Source organism: Bordetella saccharivorans, from assembly GCF_045862855.1.
Classification (GTDB): domain Bacteria; phylum Pseudomonadota; class Gammaproteobacteria; order Burkholderiales; family Burkholderiaceae_B; genus Bordetella_A; species Bordetella_A petrii_F.
This window is the reverse complement of sequence record NZ_BAAFZO010000001.1, coordinates 3,814,002-3,831,663: the sequence shown is the minus strand read 5'-3', so window position 1 is coordinate 3,831,663 and position 17,662 is coordinate 3,814,002. Positions and strand designations below refer to the sequence as shown.

The window sequence follows — 17,662 nt, the reverse complement described above, 5'->3', positions numbered from 1 at the left end:
CGCTGCTTCAGTGCATCGAGGCTACCAGTTTACCGAGCGCCAGGCGGTCGCGCGGGACGCTCCATTTGGTATTGGTCATCGCCGGCATCGGCCACGATGCGAAAGCCCAGGCGTTCATACAGCCGGCGCGCGGGATTGACCTTGAGCACTTCCAGCCGCGTGGGCAGCCCCGCCGCCTCGGCATCGGCCAGCACTGCGCGCAGCAGGCGCTCCCCCAGCCCCTGTCCCTGCCACGCGGGCGCGACCTGGATCTGCACCACGTGCCAGGCCGATGCGCCGCGATAAGCCTTCAGCAGCCCTGCCGGCTCGCCGCCGACCAGCACGATGCGGGCGTGCTCCCAGTGGTAGAGGATGCGGGCCAGGTGCGCAGCGTCGTCGGCGGGCCGGCCGCTGCGCAGCAGGTGCCGGTCCATGGTCTGGCGCCGCAGCGCCAGCAGGAACGGCACATCGGCTTCGCTCGCGGCGCGCAGGCTCGGCTGCACGGCGGGCGCGGACCCACTGCCTGTCGGCATGGCCGGCCTCAGGCTTCGGCCGTCTTGCGGGCGCGGCGGCTGCGCGCGGCGGTCTTGCGGGCGGGTGGCGCGGCCTCGGCGGCCTCCGCGGCCTCGGGCGCGACGGGCGCCGGCACGGACGGGGCCGCCGTGGCCCCGGCGGCGCGGTCGGCGGCGGCGGCCGCCTTGCGCGCGGCCGTCTTGCCGGCGGCCCGGCCGCGCCCGCGCGGCGCGGCGGCCGGCTCGGGCGCCGGCGCGCGGTACACATACGCGCCCGATTTCTCGTCGCGCCCGAACGCCAGCAGGCCACGCGCTTGCGCTTCCTCGAGCAGGTTGCCGAACGCGCGGAAACCGTAATAGGACTCGCTGAAATCCGGCTTGCGGCGCTTGATGGCTTCTTTCAGGACCGACGCCCAGATCTTGCCGCTGTCGCCGCGCTCCGCCACCAGGGCCTCGAAAGTCTCGACGGCGATCTCGATGCCCTGCGTGCGGCGCGCCTCGAGCTCTTCCTTGCGCTGCGGCTCGTCCTCGGCCGCGCGGCGCGGCGCGCCGTTCGGCTCGCGCGCGCCCGTCCTGGGCTCCGGGCGCTGCCGTTCGCGCACCAGGTCGTCGTAGAAGATGAATTCGTCGCAATTGGCGATCAACAGGTCGGACGTCGAGCGCTTGACGCCCACGCCAATCACCTGCTTGGCGTTTTCGCGCAGCTTGGATACCAGCGGCGAAAAATCGGAGTCGCCGCTGAGAATCACGAAGGTGTCCACGTGCGACTTGGTGTAGCAGAGGTCCAGCGCGTCGACCACCAGGCGGATGTCGGCGGAATTCTTGCCCGATTGCCGCACGTGCGGGATCTCGATGAGCTCGAAATTGGCCTCGTGCATGGTGGCCTTGAACTCGCGGTAGCGGTCCCAGTCGCAATAGGCCTTCTTGACCACGATGCTGCCCTTGAGCAGCAGCCGCTCGAGCACGGGCTTGATATCGAAGCGCTGGTAATTGGCGTCGCGCACGCCCAATGCGACGTTCTCGAAGTCGCAGAAAAGCGCCATGTTGATGCTTTCCTGGGAAGCAGTCATAAGAGGTCTCCGGATGGTTGCCCCGACGATACACCCGAAAAGCGCGCGAGGGCCTTACAAAAGCCCGGGCCGGGCGGATAAACTCGGCGGACGATCCCGGCGCCCGCCGCCCCCTTCGCGGAGTTTCCATGCCCTACATGCTGCTCATCGTCGAACCCATCGGCCAGCGCGCCCAGCGCACCCCGGAGGCCGGTCGCGCCGCCTACGACGCCATGCTGCATTACGCGGAAGGCCTGCGCAGCCGGGGCCTGCTGCGGGACGCCCAGTCGCTCAAGTCGGAATCCGAAGGCGTGAAGCTGCAGGTGCGCGACGGGCGCCAGCGCCTGCTGGACGGCCCCTATGCCGAAGCCAAGGAAATGATCGGCGGCTTCTTCCTGCTCGATTGCGCCACGCGCGACGAAGCCGTGGCCATCGCGGCCGAATGCCCGGCCGCCCAGTGGGCCACCGTCGAAGTCCGCGAACTGGGGCCCTGCTTCGCCTGATCGCCCCGACAGTAGGGGTTTTCCCTGATGGCCGGGATTTTCTGTCGAATTCCGGGCCGGCGCATCGTCGTGTGCATGACAGCCGCCTGGCGGCTCGTCCCTTCCCAACCGGAGACCCGTCATGCGATTCATGATCCTCGTAAAAGCCAATGCCGATACGGAGGCCGGCATCCTCCCCGACGATGCGCTGTTCGCCGAGATGGCCGCCTATCACGAAGAACTGGCCAAGGCCGGCGCGTTGCTGGACGCCTCCGGCTTGCAGCCGAGCTCGGCCGGCTGGCGCATCCGCTACGCCGACGGCAAGCGCACCGTCGTCGACGGGCCGTTCGCCGAGTGCCGCGAATTGATCGCCGGCTACACCGTGATCCAGGCGCGTTCGCGCGAAGAAGCGCTGGAATGGACGCGACGCTTTCCCGCCCCCATGGGCAAGGGCATCGCGGCCGAAATCGAAGTCCGCCCGCTGTACGACGTCGACGAGCTGGCGGCCGGCCGCCCCTCGGCCGCGCGCCTGCGCGCGCTCGACCTGCAATGACCGCGCGGCCCGCCGCGCTTGCGCCATACCCTTCCATCTAGATAGAGAGAACCATCATGCACAAGCAGATCTTCGTGAACCTCGCCGTAGCCGACCTGCAGAAATCCATGGCCTTCTTCCGGCAGCTGGGCTTGGACTTCGACCAGCGCTTCACCGACCAGAACGCGGCCTGCCTGGTGCTGGGGGAAAACCTCTTTGCCATGCTGCTGACGCGCGAATACTTCAAGACCTTCGTCAACAAGCCGCTGTGCGACCCGAAGCAAAGCACCGAAGTACTGGTGTGCCTGTCGTGCGAAAGCCGCGCCGAGGTCGACGACCTGGTCGCGCGCGCGCTTGCCGCCGGCGGCTCGACCCCGCGCGAGCCGCAGGACTACGGCTTCATGTACGGGCATGCCTTCGAAGACCTGGACGGCCATATCTGGGAACTGATGTACATGGACCCCAACGCCGAGATCCTGCAGCAATGAGCTCGCGCGATGCCGTCCATCGGGCCATCGAGGCGGTCTGGCGCATCGAGTCGGCCAAGGTCATCGCCGGCGTGGCGCGGCTGGTGCGCGACGTCGGCCTGGCCGAGGAACTGGCGCAGGACGCGCTGGTCACCGCGCTGGAGCGCTGGCCCGGCGACGGCATTCCCGACAACCCGGGAGCCTGGCTGATGACCGCCGCCAAGAACCGCGCGCTGGACCGCCTGCGCCAGGATGCCCTGCACGCGCGCAAGCACGAGCAGCTCGGCCACGAGATGGACGCGCAGCAAGCCCACGTCGAGCCGGATTTCGTCGACGCGCTGGACGCCGCGCGGCAGGACGAGATCGGCGACGACCTGCTGCGGCTGGTCTTCACCGCCTGCCATCCGGTGCTGTCCACCGAGGCGCGCGTGGCCCTCACGCTGCGCCTGCTGGGCGGGTTGCGCACCGACGAGATCGCGCGCGCCTTCCTGGTGTCGGAGTCGACCATCGCGCAGCGCATCGTGCGCGCCAAGCGCACGCTGCGCGAAGCCCGCGTGCCTTTCGAAGTGCCGCGCGGCGCCGCGCTGGCCGAGCGCCTGGCCTCGGTGCTGGAAGTGATCTACCTGATTTTCAACGAAGGCTACGCCGCCACGGCGGGCGACGACTGGATGCGCCCGGCGCTGTGCGACGAGGCGCTGCGGCTGGGTCGCATCCTGGCCGGACTGGCGCCGCACGAAAGCGAAGTGCATGGCCTGGTGGCGCTCATGGAGATCCAGGCCTCGCGCCTGGCCGCCCGGGTGGATGCCGACGGCCGGCCAGTATTGCTGATGGACCAGGACCGCGCCCGCTGGGACCCGCTGCTGATCCGTCGCGGCCTGGCCGCGCTGGAGCGCGCCGAGGCGCAAGGCGGCGAGCTGGGCCCCTACGCGCTGCAAGGCGCGCTGGCGGCCTGCCACGCGCGCGCCGCGCGGCCCGAGGACACCGACTGGGCGCGCATCGTGGCCCTGTACGATGCGCTCGCGCACGTCGCGCCGTCGCCCGTGGTCGAGCTGAACCGCGCCGTGGCGGTCGGCATGGCCTACGGGCCGCAGGCCGGCCTGGCCCTGGCCGATGCGCTCGCCAGCGAGCCCATCCTGGCGAACTACCACCTGCTGCCCAGCGTGCGCGCCGACTTCCTGGCGAAACTGGGCCGGCGCGAGGAAGCCAGCGCGGAATTCCAGCGCGCCGCCGGCATGGCCCGCAACGCCCGCGAACGCGAATTGCTGCTGGCGCGCGCCCGGGCGCTGAATTCCTGATCCGCCTCGTAACGCTCCGTAACGCGGCGGCCCAGCCGGCCGACACATGCGCAAACATCGCAAAGCTTGAAGCGGCTGGCCTGCTCTTGTCATGATGGAGCGTACGCATCAACCCGATCAAGGAGGCTTCATGCCGCGTTCGACCCATGCTTTCTTCGCCGCCGCCGTACTGGCCGCCAGCCTCTCGCCCGCCGCCGCCCTGGCGCAGCAGAACGCGCCCGCGGCGCAGATGCAGCCGGCCATCAAGCCGACCGACGCACAATTGCAGAAATTCGCCAGCGCCTCGCAGAAGGTTGCCATGGTGGCCGAGGAATACCGCCCCAAGCTGCAAGCCGCCAAGGACGACACCGCGCGCGAAAAAGTCTATCGTGAAGCGGACGAGAAAATGGTCAGCATGGTGCATGCGGACGGGCTGACCGTGGACGAATTCAACGGCATCGGCCAGGCCATCGAACAAGACCCGCAGCTGCGCCAGCGCGTGATCGACATGGCCAAGCAGAACGCCCCGGCCGGCGCGCCGCGCTAAGCGCATCATCCCGGGCGGCCGGCGCCGTCCCGGTCCGGCCCGCGGGCCGGACCCGGCGCGCCCAGGGCCCCGGCCGCCCCGCCCCCATTGCCCGCGCCCGCCGGCACGGCGGCGCAAACCGCCCTTTTTTCCGCCGTTATCCGCCGATTGGCTGAGGCCCGCGCTGCCTAGAATGGCCCATTCCCCCATCGGGACACGCGCAAGGCCCAGCACAATGAACCCCTCTACCCTCATCGGCACCGCCGTCGCGCTGGCGACGCTGGCGGCCGCCCTGGCCTCGTCGGCCACCGATCCCGCCCTGTATGTCAACTTGCCCGGCCTGGCGGTGGTGCTGGGCGGCACCTGCGCCGCGCTGTTCATCAGCTATCCGCTGCGCGAAGTCACGCGCGTATTCGCGTTGGTGCGCACGGTGTTCCGCAGCGAACAGCTCGACTTCCGCCGCGACATCGACGAACTGGCCGCGCTGGCGCAGCTCTGGATGAACGACGATGTGCGCAAGGTGGAAGAGGCCCTGCAAAAGGTCGCCAACCCGTTCCTGCGCACCGGCGTGCAGTTGGTCATCGACCACACGCCGGAAGACCAGATTGTCGAGCTGCTGCAATGGCGCATCGCCCGGCTGCGCGCGCGCGAACATGCCGAGGCGCAAATGTTCCGCATCATGGCGGGTTTCGCGCCGGCCTTCGGCATGCTGGGCACGCTGGTCGGCCTGATCAATCTCATGACGGTGCTGGGCGGCGGCGACATGGTGCTGATCGGCCAACAACTGGCCGTGGCGCTGATGACCACCTTCTACGGCATCCTGCTGGCCAACCTGGTGTGCAAGCCCATCGCCGTCAAGCTCGAGCGCCGCACCGAGCAGCGCCTGATGCTGATGAACATGGTGCTGCAAGGCATCGCGATGATGTGCGCGCGGCGCGGCCCCGCCGTGGTGCGCGAGACGCTGAACTCGTTCATGATGCACATCGAGGACGAAGTCCGCGACAACGGCCGTCCGGACGGCGCGGCCCCCGCCGCGCCCGCCCAGGCCTCGCCCCGCCAGCCAGGCGTCGCGCCGCTGGCGCGCCCGGCGGCGGTCCGCCCATGAGCCTGGCCGACCGCGTCGAGGCGCTGCGCCGCCAGCATCGGCGCGACGCGCGTCCGCGCGGCGGCGGGCTCGCCGGCCAGCCCGCCCTGCATGCCGGCGGCCGCTTCGCGCGCTGGCACGTGCCCGCGACCGCCGAGCCGGAATCGGACAGCTGGCTGCTGACCTATCTGGACTTGATCACCCTGCTGCTGGCCATGCTGGTGGTGCTGCTGGGCGTGGCGAAGATGCAGCGCGCGCCCGAGACCCAGCCCGCGCCGGTCGAACTGGTGGGTTCGCTCGACACGGGCGCGGCCGCGCCCGCGCTGCGGGTCGCGTTGGGCGCCGCGATCGGCAATGGCCTCGGTGAATCCGACGCGCCCGTCATTCCAGCCGCCTGGGCGACGGCGCCAGAGCCGCCCGCAGCGCCGCCCGCCGCCCAGGCGCCCACGCAAGCGCCTGACGGCCACGGCGACGCGCCGGCCGCCGCGCCGCCGCCGGCGCCCTCGATCGCCGAACTGGGCCTGGACGACCTGGGCGACGGCGTGGATGTGATCGTCAACGAAAAATCCATCAGCTTCCGCATCAGCAACGAGCTGCTGTTCCCCTCGGGCCAGGCGGTCCTCAGCGCGTCCGGCCTGGGCGTCATCCAGCGCATGGCCGCGGTCATCAACCGCAGCCAGGGCTACCCGGTATCGGTGGAAGGCCACAGCGACACCGTGCCGATCCAGACCCGCCAGTTTCCGTCGAACTGGGAGCTGTCCGCCAGCCGCGCCACCAGCGTGCTGCGCGAACTGGTCCGCGACGGTGTCGACCCGGCTCGGCTGCGCGCGGTCGGCTATGCCGACACCCATCCCATCGCCTCCAACGATACGGCGGCCGGCCGCGCCGCCAACCGGCGCGTCGAGCTCATCATGGAAATCACCCCGCGCCGCGAGGCCGCGACGCCCGGGCTGGCGGCCGGCGCGGGCACTGCCGGCCCGGATTGACGCCCGGCGCTAGCGGCCGGCAAGCAACGGCACGCCGGCGTAAGCCTGCGCCAGCGTCAGCAGCACCAGGCCGGCGTACCCTGCGGCGCCCAGCCCCATCGCCGCCAGCGCGCCGCGCCCGCCCCGGCGCGCCAGCAGCCACCCCAGGGCCGGCAGCGCCTGCTGCGCGTGCACGCCGAGGAAATGCGCCACGCGCAGGTCGCCGCCGGTAGTGGACCAGCCGGTCAGCGGCAAGCCCGGGCCCGCCGCGCCGACCAGCGGCCCGCCATGCAGGCTGATGGCGATGCCGACACCGGCGCCGGCGACGAAGGTCAACAGCAATCCCAGCACCGCGCCCAGCCGGTAGGCTGGCGCCATGCCGGCGGCGTGGCGCCACAACTGGTGCGCCACCGGCAGCGCAGTGCCGGTGAACAGCAGCGCTGCCAGGCCCATCAAATTGAACATCAGCGCATGGAAAGCCGTATCGGTATTGAAATGCGAGGCCTGCCCCAGCGCGCCCTGCCAGGTGATGTAAGCGGCCTCGAACAGGCCCGTGGCCAGCACCGTCCAGACGACCGCGCGCAACAGCGGCGTGCGGCGCCGCCCGGCCGGCAACTCGCCGATCAGCCACGCCAGGGTCCACGCGTACAGACCGATGGACGCCATGAACTTCAGGGGCTTGGCCCACACGTCCGTCCCGCCCAGGGTGCGCGGATCGATCATGGCGGCAATGGCGGCCGGCAGCATGGCGGCCAGCAGCGCCGCGCCGAACAGCGCCAGCACGCGCTGGCGGCGCAGCAGCTCGCGCCAGCCGCGCCACGCCGCCGGCATGGCGCGCAAGCCGAAGAATGCCAGCAGCCCCGCCGGCCCGAACCACAGCGTCAGCGCGAAGCAAGGCACCAGCAACCCGCGCGGCATGCCGATGCGCATGCCTTCGCGCGCGATCCAGGTGCCGACGAACAGATCGAAGGCCAGGTAGTGATACCAGCCCGCCGTCAACAGGCCCGGATGGCCGAACAGCGCGCGCACGGCGTCCAGCGAACCATAGCCGCCCCCCTCGGCGGGCCAGTAAGTCAGTATCAAGGCCAGATACAGCGTGGCCAGCACGCCAGGGACGATCCAGCCGGTCAACGCCCAGACCGCCGGTCGCAGCCGGCCCAGCCAGGGCGACAGCGCCAATGCCCCCCAGGCCGGCAGCGCCATGGCCCCGCCCGCGCCGAACAGAGTTTCGAACATGGTTTCCGCCCCAATCTAAACAATGTTTAGATAAGTTAGCATTGGTACTGAACAATGTAAAGATCACGGCCGGCCCACGCCTCCATGCCCAAATCGAAACCCTCCTCCGCGCAGGCTTACCACCACGGCGCGCTGCGCGCCGCCCTGATCGATGCCACCGAGGCCATCCTGGCCGAGCGCGGGCTGGAAGGCTTCACGCTGCGCGAGGCGGCGCGGCGGGTGAATGTCTCGCCGGCCGCGCCGCTGCACCATTTCGGCAGCGCCGCCGGGCTGCTCACCGAGGTCGCCATCCTGGGCTTCGAGGCGCTCACCCGCTACCAGCGCGAAGGCGCCCGCGCCGGCGGAGCCGACGCGGCGGCCCGGCTGCGTGCGCAGGGCCTGGGCTACCTGCGCTTCGCGCTGGCCTATCCGGCGCGCTTCCAGCTCATGTTCCGCAAAGACCGCCTGACCGACGACCCGCGCCTGCTCGCCGCCGGCCAGGCCGCGTTCGCGGAACTGGAGAACGCCATCCGGGCCTATACGGCCTTCCCGGCCGGCCAGCCGCTCGATGCCGCGACGCACGCGCTGCTGCTGGGCGCCTGGTCCACCGTGCACGGCTTCGCGCACCTGGCGCTGGACGGCAAGCTCGATGCGCCAGGTGGCCCGCGCGCCGACGCCGCCGCGCTCGAAGGCACGCTGCGCCGCATCCTGGAACACGGCTGGCCATGAGCGCCGCGACCCGCGCCATGCCGGGCGTTCCTGTCGCATTCGAAGATGCGCGCGACCGCGCCGAATTCCGCCAGTGCGCGCAGCGGCCCGGCATCGAGCTGTACCGCGCGCATATCGTGCGCCACGCGTTCGAGCCGCACACGCACGCGGCCTTCGGCCTGGGCGCCATCGAGTCAGGGGCCGAACGGTTCCGCTATTGCGGCGCCGACCACCTGGCGCCGCCCGGCTCGCTGGTGCTGATGAACCCCGACGAACTGCATACCGGGCGCGCCGAAACCCCGGGCGGCTGGCGCTACCGCATGGTGTACCTCGACCCGGAGGTCGCTAGGCGGGTCACCGGCGACCAAGGCTGGTGGTTCCGCGACGCGGTACGCCATGACCCGGCGACCGCCCTCCGCGTCACCGCCCTGCTCGATGCCTTGTGGCAAGCCGACGAGCCGCTCGCCTTCGACAGCCTGCTTTACGAACTGCTGGCGGCGTTGCGGCCGCACGCGCAGGCGGCCCGCGCCGCCCCGGCCGAGGCGGCGGCGCGCTTCGCGCCGGTGCTCGATTACCTGCGCGCCCATCTGGCGCGCCGCCTGACGCTGGACGAACTGGCGCGCGTGGCGGGCCTGAGTCCGTTCCATTTCCTGCGCCGCTTCCGCGCGCAATACCACGTCACGCCGCAGCAGATGCTCATGGCGCTGCGCCTGTTCGAAGCCAAGCGGCTGCTGGCGGCCGGCACGCCGCCGGCCCAGGCCGCGGCGGCCGCCGGCCTGGCCGACCAGGCGCACCTGACGCGCGCCTTCGCGCGCCGCTACGGCGTGACGCCGGCCCGCTACCAGCGCCAGGTGCGGGGCTGAGCCGCGCGTCCGCGCAGCAATCTGGTACAAGACGGCGGCGCGCGCGCCGTCTAGACTGGCATGCCCTGTTGAACCGCCCCCCCGCCATGTGGACCGGAACCTTATACGCACTTGCCGCCGGCCTGATGTGGGGCCTGGTGTTCGTGGGCCCGCTGCTGCTGCCCGACTACCCGGCCACCCTGCAATCGGTCGGCCGCTACCTGGCCTTCGGCCTGATCGCCCTGCCGCTGGCCTGGCTCGACCGCGCCGCGCTGCGGCGGCTGTCGCGCGCCGACTGGCTCGAAGCCGTCAAGCTGGCCGCGATCGGCAACCTGCTGTATTACCTGTGCCTGGCCAGCGCCATCCAGCGCGCCGGCGGCCCGCTGCCCACCATGATCATCGGCACGCTGCCGGTGGTGATCGCCATATGCGCCAACCTGCGCGATGCGCGGCGCGACGGCCGCCTGCCGTGGCGCCGGCTGGCACCCTCGCTGGCGCTCATCGCGCTGGGCATCGGCTGCGTCAACCATGTCGAGCTGCAGGCCTTGCGCGCCGACCCCCATGCGGATGCCGCGCGCTACGCCAGCGGCGCGGCGCTGGCGGTCGTCGCGGTGATCTGCTGGACCTGGTATCCCCTGCGCAATGCCGACTGGCTGCGCAGCCATCCCGACCGGCGGCCGCACACCTGGGCCACCGCCCAGGGCGTGGCCACCCTGCCGCTGGCGCTGGCCGGCTACGGGCTGCTGTGGCTGGGCATGACCCTGGCCGGCAGCTCCTTCCCCATGCCGCTGGGGCCGCGCGCCGGCACCTTCCTCGCGCTGATGGCCGCCATCGGGCTGTTCGCCTCCTGGCTCGGCACGCTCTGCTGGAACCAGGCCAGCCAGCGCCTGCCCACGGCCCTGGCGGGCCAGTTGATCGTGTTCGAAACGCTCGCCGCGCTGGCCTATGCGTTCATGCTGCGCGGCCAGGTCCCCGCGCCGTTGACGCAGTTGGGCATCGCGCTGTTGGTCCTGGGCGTGCTGCGCGCCACCCGGCTCAGGCCCGAACCGGCCGGCCAGCCGGCATGAAGCGCCCCGGTCATTGCGGCGCGGCCGCGCCCGGACGTTCGCCGATCTGCTGGCGCCACATGGCGTAATACAGGCCGGTGCGGGCCAGCAGCTCGGCATGCGTGCCACTTTCCACGACACGGCCCTTTTCCAGCACGAAAATCGTATCGGCGTGCATGATGGTCGAGAGCCGGTGGGCGATCAGGATGGTGATCTGTCGCCGGCTGGCGGAGATGCGCCGGACCGTGTCCGAAATCTGTTCTTCGGTCAGCGAATCCAGCGCCGAGGTCGCCTCGTCGAAGATCAGCAGGCGCGGCTGGCGGATCAGCGCGCGGGCGATCGACAGGCGCTGCTTCTCGCCGCCCGACAGCTTCAGGCCCATTTCGCCGATGCGGGTGTCGAGGCCGTCGGGCGACTTGTCCAGCAGGTAGGCGCAGGCCGCCTGCTCCATGGCCGCCACGATCTCGGTATCGGTGGCATCGGTCTTCACCAGCCGGATGTTCTCGCGCAGCGTGCCGGCGAACAGGTACGGTTCCTGCGTGACCAGGCCCACCTGGCGGCGCGCCCGGTTATAGCGCAGCACTTTGGTGGAGATATCGTTGTAGAACACCTCGCCCACCGCCGGCGTGTACAGCCCCAGCAACAGCTTGACCAGCGTGGACTTGCCGGAGCCCGACGGGCCCACGAACGCGATGGTGTCGCCCAGGCCGGCCGAGAACGACACGCCGTCCAGGGCGTTGTCGGCCGCCCCCTTGTGGCGGAACGCCACGCCGGCGAACCGCACCCGCTCGATCGGGCCGCAGTCCTGCGGCGATTCGGGACGGCGGTCGATCGGCTTGCGCATCAGCGCGTCGAAGCTGGACAGCGAGGCCTCGGCTTCGCGGTAGGCCAGGATGATGTTGCCCAGTTCCTGCAGCGGCGCGAAGATGGCCACCGAGATGAACTGCATCGCGATCAGCTCGCCCGTGCTGAGCACGTCGCGGAAGATCAGCCACAACAGCGCGAACAGGATGGCCAGCTTCAACAGGCTCAGCGTCACCCCCTGCAGGAACGACAGCAGGCGGATGCGCTTGACCTTGCGCATCTCGAGCTCGAAGATGCGCACCGTCTGCGCCTGCAGGCGGCGGATCTCGGGAAACGTCAGCCCCAGGCTCTTGATCAGTTCGATATTGCGCAGCGACTCGGCGATGAAACCCGAGCTGCGGTTGGTCTCGCGCACAATGGAGCGCTGCTGGGTCTTGATCTCGCGGCTCAGCAGCCCGGTCAGGCCGCCCAGCACCAGCACGCCGATCAGGAACACCGGCACCAGCAGCCAATGGCGCGTCACGGCATACCACACCAGGAAACCCATGCCCACCAGCGCGGCGAAGACCGTGTTGATGAATGCGTTGATGAAGCGCTCGCTGTCGGCGCGCACCTTCTGCAGCAGCGACAGCGTCTCGCCGCTGCGCAGGTCCTCGAATTCCTGGAACTTCAGGCGCAGCGCCTGGCGCAGTCCGTCGTTGAACAACTGGGTGCCGAACTTCTGCACCACCAGCCGCGTCACGTATTCCTGCAGTGCCTTGGCCAGCCGCGACAGCACCGCCACCAGCACCGCCAGCGCCAGCAGCCCCAGCACGCCCGACACCAGTTCGTCGTCGCTCTTGCCGGCGCGGTTGATCGCGTACTCGTCGATGATGCGGCCGAAGATGATCGGGTCGATCAGCGCCAGGACCTGGCTGGCGGCGGCCAGCAGCAAGGCCAGCACGGCCAGCCGGCCGTGCGGGCGCAGATAGGCCCACAGGATGCGCATGGGCTCAGTAATGCGGCGGCAGCTCGTCGCGCAGGCTGCGCGGGCCGGCGCCGTCGGGCATCTGCTGGCGCAGTTCCGCCAGCTCGCGCAACAGGCGCTCGATCTGCTGCTGCTGCCGGTAGACGGTCTGGTTGAGCTGGTCGAGCATGTCGTCGGCCAGGCCCAGCTTGATTTCCAGGTCGGTCAGGCGCTTGTCGATATCGGGGGAAGTGTTCATGGGTTCACAACATGATGGAGATCAGGCGCGCGCCAGCCGGCTGCGCGCCCGACCCGCCGAATCGAAATTGGAGGAAGCCAGCCAGGCCTGCAGCGCATCTCGCCGCGCCGGCCATTCGTCGGCCAGCATCGAATGCCAGGCAATGTCGCCGCGGCGGCCCTTCACGTTGACGACCGAACGCCACACGCCTTCCGGCTTGAAGCCGTAGCGGTGCGCCGCGGCCATGGACGAAGCGTTGTCGGCCAGGCAGCGCCATGCCACGCGCCGGTAGCCCAGTTCGTCGAAAGCATAGCGCAGCAACAGGAACACGGCCTCTGTGCCAGCCCGGCTGCGCTGCAAGGCAGCGCTGAACCAGATGCTGCCTATCTCCATGGCGGCATCTCCCGGACAAATGTCGCACAGCGAAAGCCAGCCGCGCGCGCGTCCATCAGGCAACGGGCAGACGGCCCAGAAGGGCTGATGCGGACGGCTCGCCAGCGCGCGGACCTGAGCGCCCAGAGCGTCGCGATCCGGGAACGGGCCATAGCGCAGATACTGCCAGGATGCGTCCGCCCCGTCGGCGCATCGCCATAGTTCGTCGACATGCGCGTCGGCCAGGGGCTCGAGCACGGCCACGCTCCCCGTCAACCGCAAGCGCTGCGGAAACTCAGCCATGCTCAGGTCACCGGCCCCGGGTTGAACAGGGCCAGGGCGTTGTGCAGTTTCAGTTTTTCGGCGCAGGTCTGGCGCTTGCCGCTGGCCACCTCCAGCATCAGGTGGAACAGTTGCCAGCCGACTTCCTCGATGGTGGCCTCGCCGGTGGCGATGCGGCCGGCGTCGACGTCCATCAGGTCGTGCCAGCGGCGCGCCAGGTCGCTGCGCGTGGCCACCTTGACCACCGGCACCTGGGCCAGGCCGTAGGGCGTGCCGCGCCCGGTGGTGAACACGTGCAGGTTCATGCCGGCGGCCAGCTGCAGGGTGCCGCAGATGAAATCGCTGGCCGGGGTGGCGCAGAACACCAGCCCCTTTTGCGTGAGCTTCTCGCCCGGCGCGAGCACGCCGGAGATCGGCGCCGAGCCCGACTTGACGATCGAGCCCATGGCCTTCTCGACGATGTTCGACAGGCCGCCCTTTTTGTTGCCGGGCGAGGTATTGGCGCTGCGGTCGGCCATGCCGTTCTTCAGGTAGCGGTCGTACCAGTCCATCTCGCGCACCAGCGCCTCGGCCACCGCCGGCGTGGCGGCGCGCGCGGTGAGCTGGTCGATGCCATCGCGCACCTCGGTGTTCTCGGAGAACATCACCGTGCCGCCGGCGCGCACGATGAGGTCGGCCGCGAACCCCACAGCGGGGTTGGCGGTCAGGCCGGAAAACGCGTCGCTGCCGCCGCACTGCACCCCCACCACCAGGTCGGACACCGGACAGGGCTCGCGCCGCCGGCGGTCCAGGATGGCCAGATGCTTTTCGGCGGTGCGCATGATGGCCTCGATCATCGAGCCGAAGCCGACGTTCTCGTCGTCCTGCAGGCAGACGGTGTCCACTTCGTCGCCCGTGCCCGCGCCGGCGGCGATGGGGATGGTGCCGGCCGGCATCAGGCGGCCGGGCTGCAGTTTCTCGCAGCCCAGGCTGACCATCATGGCGGTGCCGCCGAAGTTGGGATTGCGGCTGATGTTGCGCAAGGTGCGGATCGGCACCGCCGCGCCGGGCGCGTCGATCGCCACGCCGCAGCCGTAGGTGTGCTCCAGGCCGACCACGTCGTCGACATTGGGGTAGCGCGGCAGCAGCTCGGCCTTGATGCGCGCCACGGCGTGCTCGACCACGCCCTGCACGCACTGCACGGTCGTGGTGATGGCCAGGATGTTGCGCGTGCCGGCCGAGCCGTCCGGGTTGCGGTAGCCCATGAAGGTGTAGCCTTCCAGCGGCGGCAGCTCGGGCGCGGCGCGGGTGGCCATGGGCAGGTCGTCCAGCGGGCGGGCGGCGGGCATGGTGGTGACTTGTTCATTGACCCAGCTGCCGCGCGGCAGCGCCCGCGCCGCATACCCCACCGTCACGTTGTAGCGCACCACCGCATCGCCCTCGGCCAGGTCGCGCAGCGCCACCTTGTGGCCCTGCGGCACGTGTTCGCGCAAGACCAGCCCGTCGGCCAGCTCGGCGCCGGCGGGCAGGCCGCCGTCGTTGACAATGATGGCGACGTTGTCGGCTTGGTGGACTTTGATGTACAGCGGACGGGTAACGACTGTCATGTTGCGGGTCCTGGATACGCGGGCGGCACCACGCCGCCGATGCGCCATTATCGCAGCTACCGCGCGCGCGACAGGCCGACGGAATTTCGCCGCAATGAACGGGATGCGGCCGCCCGGGCCGGCCGCTAGCATGGCTTCCCCGTCCATTCCCCCCACCGCCTCGTGCCGCTGCCCGCCCCCCAACCGCTCGCGCCGTTTCGCCGCCTGGCCCTGTCCAACCTGTGCGCGCAGTTTTCCGAACAACTGGCGCTGGCGGCCGCGCCGCTGGTCGCGGTGTTGGCGCTGGGCGCCAGCGCCGCGCAGACCGGCTATCTGCAGACCGCGCAGACCCTGCCCTTTTTATTGCTGTCCTTGCCCGCCGGCGTGCTGGCCGACCGGGTTTCGCGGCGCAGCCTCATGGCGGCGGCCGAAGCGCTGCGCGCGCTATCGCTGCTGGGCCTGCTGGGGCTGTGGTGGCTGGACCGCCTGGACCTGGCGTGGCTGGCGGCGCTGGGCTGCATCGGCGCCATCGGCACGGTGGCCTACAGCGTGGCGGCGCCAGCCCTGCTGCCGACGCTGGTGCCCGCCGCGGCCCTCGCGGCGGCCAACCGCTGGCTGGAACTGGCTCGCAGCATCGCCTTTGCCGCCGGACCGGCCGTGGGCGGCGCGCTGCTGGGCGCGCTGGGCGCCTCGGCCGCCTACGCATTGGCGGTCGCCCTGTCGCTGCTGGCGGCGGGCCTGCTGGCCGGCCTGCCGCGCCAGCCTGCGCCCGCGCGCGCGCGCCAGCACCCGCTGCGCGAGCTGGCGGAAGGCGCGCGCTTCGTCGCGGCGCACCCCCTGCTGCGGCCGGTGCTGGTCACGGCGGTATTCTTCAACACGGCATGGTTCCTGCTGCAGGCAGTCTATGTGGCGTACGCCGTCGACCGGCTCGGCCTGAACGCCGCGCAAGTCGGCCTGACGCTGGGCATCTATGGTGTCGGCATGGTGGCCGGCGCCCTGCTCGCGCCGGCCTTGTCGCGCCGGCTGCCGTTCGGGGCGCTGGTCGGGGCGGGCCCGCTGGCGGCGCTGGCCGCCGCGCTGCTGATGCTGGCCACCCTGGCCAGGCCCTCGGGCCTGCTGGCCGGCGCGGCCTTCTTCCTGTTCGGCGCCGGGCCGATCCTGTGGACGATCGCCACGACCACGCTGCGCCAGGCGGTCACGCCGAACGCGCTGCTGGGCCGCGTCTCGGCCACGATCCTCACGGCGTCCTTCGGCGTGCGCCCGCTGGGTGCGGCGCTCGGCGCGGCGCTGGCGGCGCGCTATGGCGCCGCGGCCTGCCTGTGGGCCATGGCCGTGGGCTTCGTGCTGCAATTCGGCGTGCTGTTCGGCTCGCGCGTGCCCGCCCTGCGGCGCCAGCCCACGGCCGACGCCTGACAGCGCAGCTGGACCGGGCCGGCGGGCCCCTCAGCGGCGGCTCTCCAGGCCCATGGCGATGCCCAGGGCCACGCCGATGCCGATGCCCATGGCGAGGTTGTCGAGCGCGGCGCCGATGGCCGCGCCCAGGGCGATGCCGACGGCGAGCCAGGTTCCCTTGTTCATTCCGCCAGGATAGCACCGCGACGACGGCGCCGGCGGGCCGTTTCCGCTAGGCGCGGCGGTGCGCGTCGATCTTGCCCAGCAGCCACTGCAGGCCCGCCAGGTGCTGCTGGTCGTGGCTGCAAAGATAGTGCACCAGGCTGCGCAGCGTCAGGGTGCCGTACCCCTCGAACTCCGCGGTGCGGGCCAGTTGCGCGTCGTCCAGGCCAGCCAGCAGCCCGAGCGTCCGGACGCGCGCCCGGCGGAACGCCGCGAGCGCCTCGTCCGCGTCGGCGCCGGCGTAGTCGCGCTCGATGGCCAGCGCATCGCCGTCCAGCGACACCAGCAGCGGATGGCGCTCTTGCAGCGTGCGGGACAGGCGCACGTGATAACCGTCGATCTCGATATCGCGAACGTGGCATAGCTGGCCGATCGGCGTGAACGGTTCGCTCGGCACGCCCTCCCAGGACGCCGGGCTCCAGTTGGCGAAGCCCGCGGGCACGGCGGCGTAGAAGGCCGCGAAGCGGTCGGGAAACTCGCGCAGGGCGGTCAGCGTGGCGGGGTCGATCATGGCGGGACGGTCGGGTCAACGGCCGACCATGATAAGCCTCGCGCGCGTCCGGCGCACGCCCGTCCTTTACTCGGGCGCCACCTCGAACGCCGCGCCGGTCTCGAAGAAATTGCCGCCGGCAACATAATGGATGCTGCGGGGGCCATCGGACGCGAATTCCCAGTGCCCGTCGCGGAATACGCGCGGATCGGCCCAGGCCGCCACCACCTCGCCCAGGAACAGGTCGTAGCGGTCCTGGATGTGCGGCTCGGGAATCACGCGGCACTCCAGCCAGGCCAGGCAGCCGTCGAGCAGCGGCGCGCCGATGCGGCTGGCGGCGTCCATGGCCAGGCCGGGCATGCGCGACTTGTCGCGCTCGCGTCCGGACACCGAGCCGGCGGCCAGCGCCGCCGCGGCCACGGCGCGCGACGGCACGTTCAAGGAAAACTCGCCCGAGGCTTCCACCAGTTCCCGGGTCAGCGTAGTGCGGTCAATCACCACCGCAACCTTGGGCGGCGAAAAGTCCAGCGGCATGGACCAGGCCGCCGCCATGACATTGCGGCGCCCGGCGTGCGCGCTGCCCACCAGCACGGTGGGGCCGTGGTTGAGCAGGCGATAGCACTTGGCGAGTTCGACGGACTGGCGCGGCGGGAGAGTCGACATGGCGGTA

Annotated in this window: 21 protein-coding genes; 11 read left to right on the top strand and 10 right to left on the bottom strand. The window is 70.9% G+C overall.

Annotated elements, in window-relative coordinates; genetic code table 11:
* Positions 1 to 29: 29 nt before the first annotated feature.
* Together ACKTT0_RS18435 and ACKTT0_RS18430 are read right to left on the bottom strand one after the other, a co-directional pair.
* The gene (locus ACKTT0_RS18435) at positions 30 to 512 is read right to left on the bottom strand and encodes a GNAT family N-acetyltransferase (protein WP_407851237.1); all 483 of its coding nucleotides are present in this window, start codon (positions 510 to 512) and stop codon (positions 30 to 32) included.
* 8 nt (positions 513 to 520) lie between these two features.
* Entirely contained in the window at positions 521 to 1,561 is a 1,041-nt protein-coding gene (locus ACKTT0_RS18430) for an NYN domain-containing protein (RefSeq protein ID WP_407851236.1), read from the bottom strand.
* 128 nt (positions 1,562 to 1,689) lie between these two features.
* On the opposite strand from ACKTT0_RS18430, the gene ACKTT0_RS18425 reads away from it, so the two are divergent.
* The 7 genes from ACKTT0_RS18425 to ACKTT0_RS18395 all read left to right on the top strand — a co-directional run bounded on the left by ACKTT0_RS18425 (position 1,690) and on the right by ACKTT0_RS18395 (position 6,891).
* Entirely contained in the window at positions 1,690 to 2,043 is a 354-nt protein-coding gene (locus ACKTT0_RS18425; protein WP_407851235.1) for a YciI family protein, read from the top strand.
* 121 nt (positions 2,044 to 2,164) lie between these two features.
* A complete protein-coding gene (locus tag ACKTT0_RS18420; protein WP_407851234.1) occupies positions 2,165 to 2,575 on the top strand; it encodes a YciI family protein in 411 nt (136 codons plus the stop codon).
* A 56-nt stretch (positions 2,576 to 2,631) separates the two neighbouring features.
* A complete protein-coding gene (locus tag ACKTT0_RS18415) occupies positions 2,632 to 3,042 on the top strand; it encodes a VOC family protein (protein ID WP_407851233.1) in 411 nt (136 codons plus the stop codon).
* The gene (locus ACKTT0_RS18410; RefSeq protein ID WP_407851232.1) at positions 3,039 to 4,316 is read left to right on the top strand and encodes an RNA polymerase sigma factor; all 1,278 of its coding nucleotides are present in this window, start codon (positions 3,039 to 3,041) and stop codon (positions 4,314 to 4,316) included. The genes ACKTT0_RS18415 and ACKTT0_RS18410 overlap by 4 nt, the downstream gene beginning before the upstream one ends.
* A gap of 130 nt (positions 4,317 to 4,446) precedes the next feature.
* Entirely contained in the window at positions 4,447 to 4,842 is a 396-nt protein-coding gene (locus tag ACKTT0_RS18405) for a DUF4168 domain-containing protein (RefSeq protein ID WP_407851231.1), read from the top strand.
* A 214-nt stretch (positions 4,843 to 5,056) separates the two neighbouring features.
* Positions 5,057 to 5,926: a motility protein A gene (locus ACKTT0_RS18400; protein WP_407851230.1), complete on the top strand. Its 870-nt coding sequence runs from the start codon at positions 5,057 to 5,059 to the stop codon at positions 5,924 to 5,926.
* On the top strand, positions 5,923 to 6,891 hold the full coding sequence (locus ACKTT0_RS18395) for an OmpA/MotB family protein (protein ID WP_407851229.1): 969 nt from the start codon (positions 5,923 to 5,925) through the stop codon (positions 6,889 to 6,891). Before ACKTT0_RS18400 ends, ACKTT0_RS18395 begins: the two co-directional genes overlap by 4 nt.
* 9 nt (positions 6,892 to 6,900) lie before the next feature.
* Here ACKTT0_RS18395 and ACKTT0_RS18390 read toward each other — a convergent pair whose 3' ends face one another.
* Positions 6,901 to 8,106 (bottom strand): ABA4-like family protein, encoded by a 1,206-nt coding sequence (locus ACKTT0_RS18390; protein ID WP_407851228.1) that lies wholly within the window; start codon positions 8,104 to 8,106, stop codon positions 6,901 to 6,903.
* 84 nt (positions 8,107 to 8,190) lie between these two features.
* Here ACKTT0_RS18390 and ACKTT0_RS18385 point away from each other — a divergent pair, with 84 nt between their 5' ends.
* From ACKTT0_RS18385 to ACKTT0_RS18375, 3 genes are all read left to right on the top strand, one after another.
* Complete coding sequence (locus ACKTT0_RS18385; RefSeq protein WP_407851227.1) at positions 8,191 to 8,814, top strand: TetR/AcrR family transcriptional regulator; 624 nt, start codon at positions 8,191 to 8,193, stop codon at positions 8,812 to 8,814.
* A 17-nt stretch (positions 8,815 to 8,831) separates the two neighbouring features.
* Positions 8,832 to 9,656, top strand: coding sequence for an AraC family transcriptional regulator (locus tag ACKTT0_RS18380; RefSeq protein ID WP_407852458.1), 825 nt, complete (start codon positions 8,832 to 8,834; stop codon positions 9,654 to 9,656).
* An 86-nt stretch (positions 9,657 to 9,742) separates the two neighbouring features.
* Entirely contained in the window at positions 9,743 to 10,702 is a 960-nt protein-coding gene (locus tag ACKTT0_RS18375) for a DMT family transporter (protein WP_407852457.1), read from the top strand.
* Between the two features lie 10 nt (positions 10,703 to 10,712).
* Here the strand turns inward: ACKTT0_RS18375 and ACKTT0_RS18370 are convergent, their stop codons facing one another.
* From ACKTT0_RS18370 to garD, 4 genes are read right to left on the bottom strand one after another with little or no spacing between them, the layout of a single operon-like run.
* Positions 10,713 to 12,473: an ABC transporter ATP-binding protein gene (locus tag ACKTT0_RS18370; RefSeq protein WP_407851226.1), complete on the bottom strand. Its 1,761-nt coding sequence runs from the start codon at positions 12,471 to 12,473 to the stop codon at positions 10,713 to 10,715.
* A 4-nt stretch (positions 12,474 to 12,477) separates the two neighbouring features.
* Positions 12,478 to 12,690 (bottom strand): SlyX family protein, encoded by a 213-nt coding sequence (locus ACKTT0_RS18365; protein WP_028353327.1) that lies wholly within the window; start codon positions 12,688 to 12,690, stop codon positions 12,478 to 12,480.
* Between the two features lie 21 nt (positions 12,691 to 12,711).
* The gene (locus ACKTT0_RS18360) at positions 12,712 to 13,344 is read right to left on the bottom strand and encodes a GNAT family N-acetyltransferase (RefSeq protein ID WP_407851225.1); all 633 of its coding nucleotides are present in this window, start codon (positions 13,342 to 13,344) and stop codon (positions 12,712 to 12,714) included.
* Between the two features lie 2 nt (positions 13,345 to 13,346).
* Complete coding sequence (gene garD / locus ACKTT0_RS18355) at positions 13,347 to 14,909, bottom strand: galactarate dehydratase (protein WP_407851224.1); 1,563 nt, start codon at positions 14,907 to 14,909, stop codon at positions 13,347 to 13,349.
* 162 nt (positions 14,910 to 15,071) lie between these two features.
* Here garD and ACKTT0_RS18350 point away from each other — a divergent pair, with 162 nt between their 5' ends.
* Positions 15,072 to 16,301 (top strand): MFS transporter, encoded by a 1,230-nt coding sequence (locus tag ACKTT0_RS18350; protein ID WP_407851223.1) that lies wholly within the window; start codon positions 15,072 to 15,074, stop codon positions 16,299 to 16,301.
* A 30-nt stretch (positions 16,302 to 16,331) separates the two neighbouring features.
* On the opposite strand, the gene ACKTT0_RS18345 is transcribed toward ACKTT0_RS18350, so the two are convergent.
* The 3 genes from ACKTT0_RS18345 to ACKTT0_RS18335 all read right to left on the bottom strand — a co-directional run bounded on the left by ACKTT0_RS18345 (position 16,332) and on the right by ACKTT0_RS18335 (position 17,655).
* A complete protein-coding gene (locus ACKTT0_RS18345; protein ID WP_407851222.1) occupies positions 16,332 to 16,466 on the bottom strand; it encodes a glycine zipper domain-containing protein in 135 nt (44 codons plus the stop codon).
* Positions 16,467 to 16,512: 46 nt separating this feature from the next.
* On the bottom strand, positions 16,513 to 17,010 hold the full coding sequence (locus tag ACKTT0_RS18340; protein ID WP_407852456.1) for a DinB family protein: 498 nt from the start codon (positions 17,008 to 17,010) through the stop codon (positions 16,513 to 16,515).
* A gap of 69 nt (positions 17,011 to 17,079) precedes the next feature.
* Positions 17,080 to 17,655 carry a flavin reductase family protein gene (locus ACKTT0_RS18335; protein ID WP_407851221.1) on the bottom strand — a complete coding sequence of 192 codons (576 nt, stop codon included), beginning with the start codon at positions 17,653 to 17,655 and terminating at the stop codon, positions 17,080 to 17,082.
* Between the last annotated feature and the right edge of the window lie 7 nt (positions 17,656 to 17,662).

Coding starts and splice junctions, on each gene's coding strand:
- ACKTT0_RS18420 (WP_407851234.1), top strand. CDS start 2,165: ATGCGATTCATGATCCTCGTAAAAGCCAATGCCGATACGGAGGCCGGC.
- ACKTT0_RS18385 (WP_407851227.1), top strand. CDS start 8,191: ATGCCCAAATCGAAACCCTCCTCCGCGCAGGCTTACCACCACGGCGCG.
- ACKTT0_RS18415 (WP_407851233.1), top strand. CDS start 2,632: ATGCACAAGCAGATCTTCGTGAACCTCGCCGTAGCCGACCTGCAGAAA.
- ACKTT0_RS18370 (WP_407851226.1), bottom strand. CDS start 12,473: ATGCGCATCCTGTGGGCCTATCTGCGCCCGCACGGCCGGCTGGCCGTG.
- ACKTT0_RS18410 (WP_407851232.1), top strand. CDS start 3,039: ATGAGCTCGCGCGATGCCGTCCATCGGGCCATCGAGGCGGTCTGGCGC.
- garD (WP_407851224.1), bottom strand. CDS start 14,909: ATGACAGTCGTTACCCGTCCGCTGTACATCAAAGTCCACCAAGCCGAC.
- ACKTT0_RS18425 (WP_407851235.1), top strand. CDS start 1,690: ATGCCCTACATGCTGCTCATCGTCGAACCCATCGGCCAGCGCGCCCAG.
- ACKTT0_RS18345 (WP_407851222.1), bottom strand. CDS start 16,466: ATGAACAAGGGAACCTGGCTCGCCGTCGGCATCGCCCTGGGCGCGGCC.
- ACKTT0_RS18360 (WP_407851225.1), bottom strand. CDS start 13,344: ATGGCTGAGTTTCCGCAGCGCTTGCGGTTGACGGGGAGCGTGGCCGTG.
- ACKTT0_RS18430 (WP_407851236.1), bottom strand. CDS start 1,561: ATGACTGCTTCCCAGGAAAGCATCAACATGGCGCTTTTCTGCGACTTC.
- ACKTT0_RS18380 (WP_407852458.1), top strand. CDS start 8,832: ATGCCGGGCGTTCCTGTCGCATTCGAAGATGCGCGCGACCGCGCCGAA.
- ACKTT0_RS18365 (WP_028353327.1), bottom strand. CDS start 12,690: ATGAACACTTCCCCCGATATCGACAAGCGCCTGACCGACCTGGAAATC.
- ACKTT0_RS18400 (WP_407851230.1), top strand. CDS start 5,057: ATGAACCCCTCTACCCTCATCGGCACCGCCGTCGCGCTGGCGACGCTG.
- ACKTT0_RS18335 (WP_407851221.1), bottom strand. CDS start 17,655: ATGTCGACTCTCCCGCCGCGCCAGTCCGTCGAACTCGCCAAGTGCTAT.
- ACKTT0_RS18375 (WP_407852457.1), top strand. CDS start 9,743: ATGTGGACCGGAACCTTATACGCACTTGCCGCCGGCCTGATGTGGGGC.
- ACKTT0_RS18395 (WP_407851229.1), top strand. CDS start 5,923: ATGAGCCTGGCCGACCGCGTCGAGGCGCTGCGCCGCCAGCATCGGCGC.
- ACKTT0_RS18435 (WP_407851237.1), bottom strand. CDS start 512: ATGCCGACAGGCAGTGGGTCCGCGCCCGCCGTGCAGCCGAGCCTGCGC.
- ACKTT0_RS18405 (WP_407851231.1), top strand. CDS start 4,447: ATGCCGCGTTCGACCCATGCTTTCTTCGCCGCCGCCGTACTGGCCGCC.
- ACKTT0_RS18390 (WP_407851228.1), bottom strand. CDS start 8,106: ATGTTCGAAACTCTGTTCGGCGCGGGCGGGGCCATGGCGCTGCCGGCC.